Origin of the sequence: Nesterenkonia haasae (assembly GCF_010119385.1) — a bacterium.
GTDB lineage: Bacteria > Actinomycetota > Actinomycetes > Actinomycetales > Micrococcaceae > Nesterenkonia > Nesterenkonia haasae.
In genome coordinates, this window is record NZ_VFIE01000026.1 from 23,560 (window position 1) to 34,255 (window position 10,696).

The following is a 10,696-nucleotide window of genomic DNA, read 5'->3' on the forward strand; positions in this document are numbered from 1 at the left end:
TTGCCGTCAGCGTCCGAACATACGCGCGTTGGCCAGTTCTGTCTCCTCATAGTGAGACGATGCTGCGGACATCGCCCGACGGACGCTGGCCAGTGACTGCTCCACTTGCACCTGCGTGGCACGCCATTGGGTAAGCACATCCTGAAATGCGCCTGAGGCTGAGCCTTTCCACGTTTCCTGCAGCTGACGCAGTTGGCCCTCCATTGAACTCACATCTGATTGGATGCGGCTCAGGGTGGCCTCCACCGTTCCCGATTTGGCCATGAGGTCACCCGTGTCGATCTGAAATATTGCCACGATGATAATCCTTTCCTTGTCTGAGCGGAGCGGAAGAACTGGAAAAGTCCCTCCCGCTCCTCAGGCTAGGAAACGCCCGCGCTTTCGCACCGGAGAGTAAAATGGTCTGGGGATGGCAGGGCGTGTCGGGATGTGACACCGCTACCTGGGGAGAACTCCGTACTCCCGGTGAGACATCCTCCAGCGTCTCCGGACTGCAGCCGCTCAACCGTCTTGGTGGCTACGTGCAGCCAGGCGGAACTGTTCCAACTCATCCTCGGTAAGTTCGACTTCATGCTCATCGTCAGATTCGAAGGTCTCGTCCGTGGGCAGCCGGAGGGTCATCGTCGCACCACCCCCAGGAGTCTCGGAATGGCGGACACTGCCGCCGTGCTGCGCGGCAATGGCGGCACAGATGGCCAACCCTAGGCCGGTGCCTCCGGTTTCGCGTTGACGGGAGTTATCAGCCCGGTAAAACCGCTCAAAGATCTTCTCCGCATCCTCGGGGTCGATGCCTTCGCCGTGATCGCGTACCTCCAGCACGGACTCCACGGACCCCTCAACAAGACTGTCCGTGCCCACTGCAAGCTCCATTGGAGTGCCTTCGGGGGTATAGCGCAGAGCGTTGGTCACTAGGTTCGTGACTATCTGGCGAATTCGACCTTCATCGCCGATCACCGGCGCAGGTGATGGTGAGCCGCCCTCAAGACCGACCACTTTGACCTCGCGGTCTGGTGCATTAACCGTCATATCCATCACTGCCTCGTGGGCGATGATGTTCAGATCCAGCGGCTTGTGCTCGAGAGCGCGCTGCTCGTTGAGGCGAGCCAAGGTGAGCATATCCTCGACGAGCTGGCCCAGTCGCGTCGCCTCAGACTCGATCCGCCCCATAGCCGTGCCTACAGCCTCTGGGTTGTCGTTGAGGCCGCCCTGGCGGTACAGCTCAGAGAATCCACGAATCGTGACCAGTGGTGTGCGTAGTTCATGGGAGGCATCCTGAATGAAGCGGCGCATCTTTTCCTCGGACGCCTCCTTCTGCGCGAAGGCCTGCTCAATATGCTCCAGCATCACATTGAGCGCGGAGGCTAGACGCCCGATCTCCGTCTCCGGGGGTGCAGTGGTATGAACCCGCTGCGCGAAATCACCTGCGGCGATTGCCGCGGCCGTCTTTTCCACCCGGAGCAGAGGTCTAAATGCTCGGGTCGTCAGGGAGTAGGCGATGATCGACGCCCCTAAGGTCGCAAGCAAGCCGATCGTCGCCACCAGAAAACTTGCTCGCTCCACCGAGGTCTCAACGTTGTCCAGGGGCAGCGCAATGATGACAGTCTCTTCGCCGTGCATCAGAGGGTGGGCCTGGACTCTGAACCCACGCGAGTTTTCCAGTGTGCCAGGAACATTGAACGACTCGGGACCCAGGTCCGCCGCTTCCTCCGGGGTCACCTGGGGAATCTGCGGAACGTCTGCCGATTCACTGTTGCTGGTCCGAAGGGACAACCCTGGGATCGGGGCGCCCTGATCATCCAACATCCACCCGTAGAAACGGAAGATCGATTGGAACTCAGCCCAGGTCGGTCTGGGCTGTTCCTCGTTTTCTCCCAGGTCATCTCCGCGGATGTCTTCAAAATAGTAGGCCAAGGCTTGAGCGTTGCTTCGGAGATCCTCATCGACACTTCTCAGAAGCTCCTGCCGGTACAGAGACGCAGAGACGAACGTGGTCACGACCAACGTGAGCAGCAATAAGCCTGAAGTGATGGTGACCAACTGGCTTCGCAGAGATGTTCTCCGCCAAGCTCGTGAGATCGCGGAGAGCAGACGCATAGACAAGAGTTTAGGCCCATAATGCAAACCCGTGGTCACGGGATCCGGACGGGCTGACGGCGTCGCGCCGGGAGACTATGGCGAAGCAGTGGCTCCCTGAGAGCGCTGACGGCGCTCCCATGTCTGGAGCACATAACCTACTCCGCGTTTGGTCTGAATAGCTGGCGCGCCGTCGGCTCCTGATTCGATCTTCCGGCGCAAGTAGGAGATGTAGGACTCCACGATGGACGCATCCCCATTGAAGTTGTACTCCCACACATGGTCCAGGATCTGCTGCTTGGAGAGCACCCGGTTAGGGTTCATCATCAGATACCGCAGGAGTTTGAACTCGGTGGGGGAGAGCTCGATGATCTCGCCTTCATGGCGCACTTCATGAGCATCATCGTCGAGTTCAAGATTGTCGATGCGGATGACCGCGTCCTCATCGTCGTACGGCGCGGTGCGTCGAAGGACAGCCTTGATACGCGCGACGACTTCATCGAGGGAGAAGGGTTTTGTGACGTAGTCATCGCCACCGACGGTTAGCCCGGTGATTTTGTCATCGGTGTCATCACGTGCTGTCAGAAACAACACGGGGAAGTGTTTGCCTGAGGCGCGGAGCCTGCGGGTGACGGTGAACCCGTCCATATCTGGCAGCATGACATCCAGAACGGCCAAATCTGGCTGGAACTTCTCAGCGATGTCCAAGGCTTCGCGCCCGTTGGCTGCGGCTGCTACATCGAACCCTGCGAAGCGCAGGCTCGTGGCGAGCAGCTCACGGATATTGGGCTCATCGTCAACGACGAGCAACTTAGCTTCCGGAGTTTTATCAGTCACAAATCTCAGTATCGACCGGCTTACTGGACGGCAGCTGTATATGTGCTGAATGAAACGTTGGTTTTCCTGGGCAGCGGGGCGGGTGACAAATCAGTGCGCTCGACGGCGGCCTAGGTTGATCAGAAGGTACACACACATGAGGACGAATCCGATCGGGAAACCCCACAGCGCAGCCCAGTAAAATCCGGGATGCGGAACTGTTCCTGCGAAGTAGAACCCAAGAATGGCAATCAGAGCGATGAACGAGGCGGCAGAGATGATGACGCCCAGTACGAGAGACGCGCGGGAGAGCACACTGGGTGTGGAGGCGAACATCCCCCAATTCTATCCCTCGTCGAATGGGGGTATTCTGGTATTTGCTCAAAAGGAGGTAGGACAGACGTGCCCACGGGAAAAGTTAAATGGTTCGACGCTGATAAAGGTTTCGGATTTGTCACCGGTGACAACGGTGAAGAGGTGTATCTGCACTCCTCGGCTCTGCCATCGTCGGTCAGTGCGCTGAAGTCGGGGACTCGCCTGGAGTATGGCATTGCTGACGGACGCCGAGGTAAGCAGGCGTTGAGCGTTCGTATGCTGAGTGAAGCTCCCTCGATGGTGCGCGCCACCCGCAAGCCAGCCGAAGAAATGGGCGAGCTAGTCCAGGACCTGGTCAATATGCTGGACAACACCACGAGCCAGCTGCGCAACGGCCACTACCCTAAGCCCGAGCAGTCCAAGAAGATCGCTGCGCTGCTGCGCCGTGTAGCTGACGATTTCGACGCATGACTATGGTCTCCTACAAGAAGGACCCAGCTCTGGTTGAAGCAGTCAGTGTTGCCCGCTCGGCGATCGTCGACTTCGCGCCCAGTGATCAGATCGGTGAGCACCTCGGTGTAAAGGCCGACGGAGAGCGGCTCATCACGCACAGATTCGCCGCGCACCGCCCCGGCTACCGAGGGTGGGAGTGGTTTGTGACCCTGGCCCGGGCTCCGCGCAGCAAGAAGGTCACAGTGTGTGAGCTAGGTATGCTTCCCGGTGAGGATGCTCTTACGGCGCCGCAGTGGGTGCCCTGGTCTGAACGCATGACTGAGGCGGAGACGGGCCAGGCGGCTCAGGCGTCCAATACGTAGTCAATGCACTTCAGCAGCGCGCTGACGTCCTCTGGGTCGGTTGATACGAAGGTCGCGATGCGCAGCTGGTTTCTGCCCAGCTTCCGGTAGGGCTCCACGTCCACGATTCCGTTGGCTCTCAACGTGGTGGCCACTGCCGCCGCATCGACCGCGTCAGAGAAATCTACTGTCGTGATGACATTGGAGCGGTCTTCGGGCTGTGCCACGAAGGGTGTCGCAAGGCGGTGGCCCTCAGCCCACTCGTATACCCGGCCTGCCGATTCAGCGGTGCGGGCTGAGGCGAATCCCAGGCCTCCCGAACCGTTGATCCAACGGATCTGCTCTTCCAGCGTGACCAGCGTAGCGAGCGCAGGGGTGTTGTAGGTCTGGTCCTTCCGAGAATTTTCCATCGCGGTCGTCAGACTGAGGAAAGCAGGCACCCAGCGTTGCGCTGCGAGTTTCTCGGCGCGCTCCAGTGCGGCAGGTGACATGATGGCCACCCAGAGTCCGCCGTCGGAGGAAAAGTTCTTCTGCGGAGCGAAATAGTAGACATCAGTCTGAGCAATGTCCACTGCTAACCCGCCGGCGGCAGATGTCGCGTCAATCACAATGAGCGACCCCTCGTCGGCTCCGTGTACCCGGTGCACTGGAGCAGCGACACCGGTTGAGGTCTCATTCTGCGGCCAGGCGTAGACGTCGATGCCTGGCTCAGCTTCAGCTGTGGGTCGGGTGCCGGGTTCCGAGGAAATGATTGAGCTCGGTTCAAGAAACGGAGCACTGTCTGTTGCCTTGGCAAACTTGCCGCCGAATTCCCCAAAGGAGAGGTGCTGAGCTTTGGACTCCACGAGACCGAAGCTAGCGATGTCCCAAAATGCAGTGGATCCGCCGACGCCGAGAACAACTTCATACCCTTCCGGCAGGGTGAAGAGTTCACCAAGGCCCTCCCGGATGCTGCCGACCAAACTTTTCACCGGGGCCTGGCGGTGGGAGGTTCCCAGCAGCCGGCGACCTGCAGCAGTCAGTGCACGGACCTGCTCGGGACGCACGCGGGAGGGGCCAGCGCCGAATCGTCCATCTTGGGGCAGCAGCTCAGCGGGTATGGTGATGTTCTCAGGGCTCACAGGCACTCCTCGGGTCAGCGTGGGTCTGAACGAACAGACGTATATATATAGGGAAGCAGATGGTGGAATTCCGTTGCACGGATATGCTTGACCGAGCACACCGTCCATCGGTGATCACAGTACCAAGGAGCGCAGACGTTGACTGATCTCATCGACACCACCGAGATGTATCTGCGGACGATTCTGGACCTCGAGGAGGAGGGGATCGTTCCGTTGCGTGCCCGCATCGCCGAACGACTGGAACATTCAGGCCCCACAGTTTCCCAGACGGTGGCGCGCATGGAACGAGACGGTCTGCTGCGACTGACCGAGTCGCGCCACCTTGAACTGACTGACGAAGGCAGGGCCAGGGCGGTGCAGGTGATGCGCAAGCACCGTCTGGCTGAGCGATTGCTCTCTGATGTGATTGGGCTGGAGTGGCCTTATATCCATGAGGAAGCGTGTCGCTGGGAGCATGTGATGAGCGAACGAGTCGAGCGCCGCTTAGTGGAGCTCCTTGATGATCCAGTCGTGTCCCCATACGGTAATCCGATCCCCGGGCTGGAAGAGCTTGGAGTTCAGGTCGGCGCGCACCCGGCGCAGTCAGCACGTAAGAACTTGCTCCAGGTGGCAAAAGATCACGATGCCGGCACGGGGACTTCATTGTGGAAGGTTCAACGGCTGGCGGAGTCCATCCAGGTGGAGCCTGAGGTGTTGGGCCAGCTCCTGGATGTGGGACTGCGCCCCGGAGTTGCCGTAGAGGTCACGGGATTGAGCGAGGCCTATACAGAACTCGTGGTCACGCACGAGTCAGAGGGCAGGCTGGAAGTCGAGCTGCCGCTGGAGATCGCCCAGCACATTTTTGTTCATGAGGGCGCCTGAGACATTCCGCACAGACAGCCGTATGAGCTGTCGCGCGTGACGATTCTGTGACAGTATCGTGCGCTGATTCGGTCGGATTTCATAACCTCCGTGACCTAAGCGTGACATTTATATCAATCTGTTATAAAGTCGGTCGCGTGCTCGGGGCAGTTGGTAGAAATGCCCCGAAATCCTCTGGCAGGCGCCAACCCTGCATGTCAGTCAGAGGAATGTTTCTATAACTACCGCCCACTGCAGGGAAAGGTTTTATTCACGTGACAGATAACAACACTTTCGTTTCGCGCCGTGACCGCCGCGCCAACACGAACACCGGTTCAAAGACAGCAGGTCGTACCGCTGCTGCAGTACTGGCCTCAGCAGGTCTCGTCATCGGCACCGGTGTCGCAGCTAGTGCCGATGCATCCGCCACTGAGGGACGCGCACTCACGACGGTCGATGTCGACGCAGCTACTCTGAGCGTCGAGCGGGCCAGCGTCCAGTCCGCATCCGTGGTCAGCGCACCAGCAGAGGTGAGCTTCGACCGCCCCGCTGTCTCTTCGAAGAGCATTCCAGAGCCAGAGCCCGTAGTAGAGGCGCCTGCCGAGCCTGCAACTCCGGAGGTGCCAGCCGAGCCTGAGCAGCCCGCGCAGCCCGCTCAGGAAGCACCGCAGCCCCAGCAGAACAGCCAGCCCGCTCAGAGCTCAAGCGACACTGGCACATCGTCCAGTCAGTCCGGATCTTCAAGCCAGTCCGGCTCATCGAACCAGTCCGGCTCTTCCTCCAGCCAGTCCGGTTCTTCGAGCCAGTCGAGCTCTTCCTCCAGCCAGTCCGGCTCTTCTAGCTCATCGGGCCAGTCTGCTCCGTCGTCGAGTTCAGGAGGGCGCGGCAGCGTAGTCTCCGCGGCTTACTCCACATTGGGCACCCCCCACGTGATGGGTGGCACTACCCCAGGGTCAGGAATCGACTGCTCAGGCATGATCCAGTACGCCTACGCACAGGCAGGCATCAGCGTTCCCCGGACTACCCACGGCATGGCCTCCTTGCCGCGCGTCTCAAGCCCGCAGCCCGGAGACATCGTGTTGTCCAACGGCAATTCCCACGGTGGCATCTACGTCGGTAACGGTCAGGTCATCTCGACCACGGCCTCCGCTGGTGTGCGAGTTCACGGGATCAACGATGGCTGGCACAACGTCACCAGCATCCACCGCCCAGGCTAAACCGCGACACTTTTCATCACTCCACGCGTGTGGGGCGCAGCTCTTCTCGAGCCGCGCCCCACACGCGTTTCTGCACACAAATCGAGGCCGTAAATGGACTGCATATCGACCTGACGTGGCTCTACGAGGTAACGATAACCAGCTCACTCCCAGGTCTAGTGATGGAAAAGTTACGCGCACCGTGACCTAAATGTGACATCGAGACTGTTCTGTTATAAAGTTTTCCCGTGATGATCGAACAGACCCCAACTCAGACCCGGCGAGAGCGCCGTATGGCCGCTGAAGCCCACGCTCGCCGCACCGCCAAAGCCCGTGCCGCCAAGACTGGACGCAAGGTTGGTGTTGTGCTCGGAACCTCCGGCCTGCTGCTCACCACCTCGGTGGCAGCTATGGCCGACGGTGACGCCCAGTCTGAGGGGCGCGCACAGGCAACTCTCTCGGTCGAGCCTGCCGGTGGCACCGAACTGGTCGCCCATGCCGCTCCCGCCGCCGTAACAGCGTCGGCTGAGGTTGAGCTGGCGTTCGACCGCCCGGCAGTGAGCACTGAGGGCCCCGCCGAGGCTGATACCAGCAGCACAGCAACCGCAGAGCCTGCAACCTCCGAAGCGACCGAGCAGTCATACAGCGACGGCACGCAGGCCACTGAGGCTGCACAGCCTACCGAGGCGCCCGCAGCTCAGACCACTGAGGCAACACAGGCAGCAAGCAGCACAGTAGAGCCCGAGCCTGCACCAGCTGCCAACAGTTCAGTGATCAGCGCCGCCTACAGTGCAATCGGCACGCCATACCTGTGGGCCGGTTCCACACGAGGAGGCATGGACTGCTCCGGGTTCATCAACTGGGCATACGCTCAGGCTGGGCAGCCGCTTCCGGGTGGTGCTCGCAGCACCCATGGCATGCTTGCCTCGTTCGCTCGAGTCTCAGAGCCGCAGCCGGGAGACATCGTCGTCGCCACTGGTATCCGCAGTCAGTATCATGCCGGAATCTACGTCGGCAACGGACAGATGATCGGCTCCCTCGCCGCGTCCGGAGTGACCACGCACGGTTACCACGACAGCTGGCACAACGTCGTCGCCATCCTGCGTCCATACTGAGGTTACGCAGACTAAACACAACGCTTCCCGCCTGTGGGGTGTGACTCATCAAGAGTCGCACCCCACAGGCGTTTCACCTTGGGGCACGCAGAACGTCGGAAGTCGCGTAGGGGGTTTATAGTGATTTGGGAACAACACGCCCTGAGAGAAGCGCGACACACGGTGAGAAACCCGAGGAACCCACATGCGAACCTTGGTGCTCAATGCAGGCTATGAGCCGTTGAACGTGGTGACATCACGCCGCGCGGCTGTCCTTGTCATGCGTGGAAAGGCCAGTGTTCTCGCCGAGGACGGCAGTCCGATCATGTCTCCCTCGGTGCTGATTCCGCGTCCGGCCGTGATTCTGCTGCACCACTATGTGCGCGTGGTCCGTACAAGTCCTGGAGCGCCCTCGCGACGCGGGATTCTTCGCCGCGACCGACGGCAGTGCGGCTACTGCGGGAGATCCGCCGCCACAGTTGACCACGTGATTCCGAAATCTCGTGGCGGAGATTCAAGCTGGGAGAACCTTCTGGCGTGCTGCGGGCCGTGCAACGTACGCAAAGGTGACAAAACTCTCGACCAGCTGGGATGGAAACTGCTGGTCACCCCCAAAGTCCCGCCTCATCATATGTGGCTCCCCGCTGAATTGGACGCACCGCGGGACGTATGGATGCCATTCCTGGACCCTTCAGCGCTCTCGGCGTGAACGCTTCTGTGTGGCCGAGCGCCGCTCTGAAGCGCGTACTTGGGACACTAATATTGGCCTCATCCAATACGTAGCGTAGGCTAGAGACATTGAACGTCATTGCTTTACCCCAGTGGCCTCAACAATACTCCGCACTGACCTGGCCTGGTCGGTGCGGCTCAGCACCGTGAATCTATCGGTGCATCGCAAGTAACACAGTAGTTAGGAACACACATGGCCACTGGCACCGTGAAATGGTTTAACGCCGAAAAGGGATACGGCTTCATTGCCCCCTCAGACGGTTCGGACGACGTTTTCGTCCACTACAGCGCAATTGAGCCCGGCAACGGTGGGTTCAAGACTCTCGAAGAGAACCAGCAGGTTCAGTTCGAGACTGCATCCGGCCCCAAGGGCCTGCAGGCGGAGAACGTCAGCGCTGTCTGACCCCCACTCTTCCTAAGGACCGGCCCCCGGCCCGCCATTGAGGCGGAACCGGGGGCCGACTCCGTTAAGAGCGGAGCAACCACCACCGTCTGGATATGCACCCAGAGGCACCACGGCTGGACGCAACTCAATCACTAGGTGCGGTTGCGGAGAGCGCATCGAGGAACCCGATAATGATCTCGCGTTCCTCTGCGGTCAGGGCGGCTGCCACATTGAACCGTCCTGCGTGGGTACGGCCCACGGCCTTCCGAGCTGCACGCCGCGTCTCCTCAGTCGCCTCGATCGCGGTGCTCCTGCGATCCTGAGGGTGAGGGAGCCTGCGGATATGGTGACGGTCGGCTAAACGGTCGAGTACTTTTGTGACGGCTGCCGTGGAGATGCCCAGGTGATGTGCCAACTCGCTGGGAGTCGCCAACCGCTCGTTGACCTGCGCTGCGATGATGTATCGAAGGGCACGCATGTCAGTCTCGCCCAGCTCCATGTCCTTCCGAGCTTTTTCGCTCATGCGACGCTCGGCGCTGTGCCAGCGCCTGAGAGATTCCAACACCCGGACCGTCTGGTTCAGATCGTCACTATCGAGCCGCCCATGCTGGACCACTTCCTCGCCGGGGTCGAGCAACCGGGGGTCAACCATGGAGAACTCCTCAGCGTTCCCGTGCCCTGATCGATGCTTCGCCATAAGTCTTCCTTGGGTTACTATTAGATGAGCACAATGCTAGCTAAGTTAACTATAGGGGTGCTGCCAAAATGCAGAGCTCAGCAGGTCACGTCGTGCTCCTCACCGACACTGGTGAGCCCTGCGGCACGGAACTCAAAAAACACGTTCACTCGGCGCAAACGCCACTGCACCTCGGATTTTCTTGTCATGTCCTCAACTCCCACGGAGAAGTGCTGGTCACCCGCCGGGCACTGGGCAAGCTCACCTGGCCAGGGGTGTGGACCAATTCGTTCTGTGGCCACCCTCAGCCATCCGAAGACATCACAGATGCTGTGCGTCGGCATGCCGCGCACGAGTTGACAATGAAAGTGGCCCAGGTGTCGCTGGAGCTTCCCGACTTTCAATATCGAGCCACTGACGCCTCCGGGATTGTCGAAAATGAAATCTGTCCAGTTTTCACAGCTGTTGCCGACTCAGTGGCTGAGCCCAACCCCGCTGAGGTGGCGGAGACAAAGTGGGTGCGCCCCGCAGCACTCGCGGCTGCTGTGGCGGCAGCTCCCTGGGCGTTCTCTCCATGGCTGGTCAGCCAGACCGAGCAGTTATCCCTCTACCGGGACGGTGAAATCGCCTCCTCGGCTGGTCGGAGACGGTTGTGAA

At 60.2% G+C, this 10,696-nt stretch carries 14 protein-coding genes; 8 read left to right on the plus strand and 6 right to left on the minus strand.

Annotated features, from left to right (window positions below; genetic code table 11):
* Nucleotides 1-6: 6 nt before the first annotated feature.
* The 4 genes from FH975_RS13395 to FH975_RS16675 form a co-directional block, all read right to left on the minus strand.
* Complete coding sequence (locus FH975_RS13395; RefSeq protein ID WP_162321788.1) at nt 7-297, minus strand: WXG100 family type VII secretion target; 291 nt, start codon at nt 295-297, stop codon at nt 7-9.
* Nucleotides 298-501: 204 nt separating this feature from the next.
* Nucleotides 502-2,094 (minus strand): sensor histidine kinase, encoded by a 1,593-nt coding sequence (locus FH975_RS13400; RefSeq protein WP_153078447.1) that lies wholly within the window; start codon nt 2,092-2,094, stop codon nt 502-504.
* A 75-nt stretch (nt 2,095-2,169) separates the two neighbouring features.
* Nucleotides 2,170-2,910, minus strand: a complete 741-nt coding sequence (locus tag FH975_RS13405) for a response regulator transcription factor (protein WP_153078446.1) — start codon at nt 2,908-2,910, stop codon at nt 2,170-2,172.
* 90 nt (nt 2,911-3,000) lie between these two features.
* The gene (locus FH975_RS16675; protein WP_153078445.1) at nt 3,001-3,225 is read right to left on the minus strand and encodes a hypothetical protein; all 225 of its coding nucleotides are present in this window, start codon (nt 3,223-3,225) and stop codon (nt 3,001-3,003) included.
* 66 nt (nt 3,226-3,291) lie between these two features.
* Between FH975_RS16675 and FH975_RS13415 the strand changes: the two genes are divergently transcribed.
* Nucleotides 3,292-3,675, plus strand: coding sequence for a cold-shock protein (locus tag FH975_RS13415; protein ID WP_153078444.1), 384 nt, complete (start codon nt 3,292-3,294; stop codon nt 3,673-3,675).
* Complete coding sequence (locus tag FH975_RS13420) at nt 3,672-4,019, plus strand: DUF3027 domain-containing protein (protein ID WP_153078443.1); 348 nt, start codon at nt 3,672-3,674, stop codon at nt 4,017-4,019. Before FH975_RS13415 ends, FH975_RS13420 begins: the two co-directional genes overlap by 4 nt.
* Here the strand turns inward: FH975_RS13420 and serC are convergent.
* Nucleotides 4,001-5,119 (minus strand): phosphoserine transaminase, encoded by a 1,119-nt coding sequence (serC, locus tag FH975_RS13425; RefSeq protein WP_162321789.1) that lies wholly within the window; start codon nt 5,117-5,119, stop codon nt 4,001-4,003. The two genes, FH975_RS13420 and serC, sit on opposite strands and share 19 nt — an antisense overlap.
* A gap of 138 nt (nt 5,120-5,257) precedes the next feature.
* Here serC and FH975_RS13430 point away from each other — a divergent pair, with 138 nt between their 5' ends.
* The 5 genes from FH975_RS13430 (at nt 5,258) to FH975_RS13450 (ending at nt 9,381) form a co-directional block, all read left to right on the plus strand.
* The gene (locus tag FH975_RS13430) at nt 5,258-5,980 is read left to right on the plus strand and encodes a metal-dependent transcriptional regulator (protein WP_153078441.1); all 723 of its coding nucleotides are present in this window, start codon (nt 5,258-5,260) and stop codon (nt 5,978-5,980) included.
* Nucleotides 5,981-6,234: 254 nt separating this feature from the next.
* The gene (locus FH975_RS16975) at nt 6,235-7,176 is read left to right on the plus strand and encodes a C40 family peptidase (RefSeq protein WP_162321790.1); all 942 of its coding nucleotides are present in this window, start codon (nt 6,235-6,237) and stop codon (nt 7,174-7,176) included.
* A gap of 230 nt (nt 7,177-7,406) precedes the next feature.
* Nucleotides 7,407-8,270, plus strand: coding sequence for a C40 family peptidase (locus FH975_RS13440; RefSeq protein WP_235928747.1), 864 nt, complete (start codon nt 7,407-7,409; stop codon nt 8,268-8,270).
* Between the two features lie 184 nt (nt 8,271-8,454).
* Nucleotides 8,455-8,958 carry an HNH endonuclease gene (locus FH975_RS13445; RefSeq protein WP_153078438.1) on the plus strand — a complete coding sequence of 168 codons (504 nt, stop codon included), beginning with the start codon at nt 8,455-8,457 and terminating at the stop codon, nt 8,956-8,958.
* Between the two features lie 213 nt (nt 8,959-9,171).
* Nucleotides 9,172-9,381 (plus strand): cold-shock protein, encoded by a 210-nt coding sequence (locus FH975_RS13450; protein ID WP_138252554.1) that lies wholly within the window; start codon nt 9,172-9,174, stop codon nt 9,379-9,381.
* 127 nt (nt 9,382-9,508) lie between these two features.
* Here FH975_RS13450 and FH975_RS13455 read toward each other — a convergent pair whose 3' ends face one another.
* The gene (locus tag FH975_RS13455; protein ID WP_235928736.1) at nt 9,509-10,060 is read right to left on the minus strand and encodes a MarR family winged helix-turn-helix transcriptional regulator; all 552 of its coding nucleotides are present in this window, start codon (nt 10,058-10,060) and stop codon (nt 9,509-9,511) included.
* Nucleotides 10,061-10,128: 68 nt separating this feature from the next.
* On the opposite strand from FH975_RS13455, the gene idi reads away from it, so the two are divergent.
* Nucleotides 10,129-10,695, plus strand: a complete 567-nt coding sequence (gene idi / locus FH975_RS13460) for an isopentenyl-diphosphate Delta-isomerase (RefSeq protein ID WP_162321792.1) — start codon at nt 10,129-10,131, stop codon at nt 10,693-10,695.
* Nucleotide 10,696: the final 1 nt, after the last annotated feature.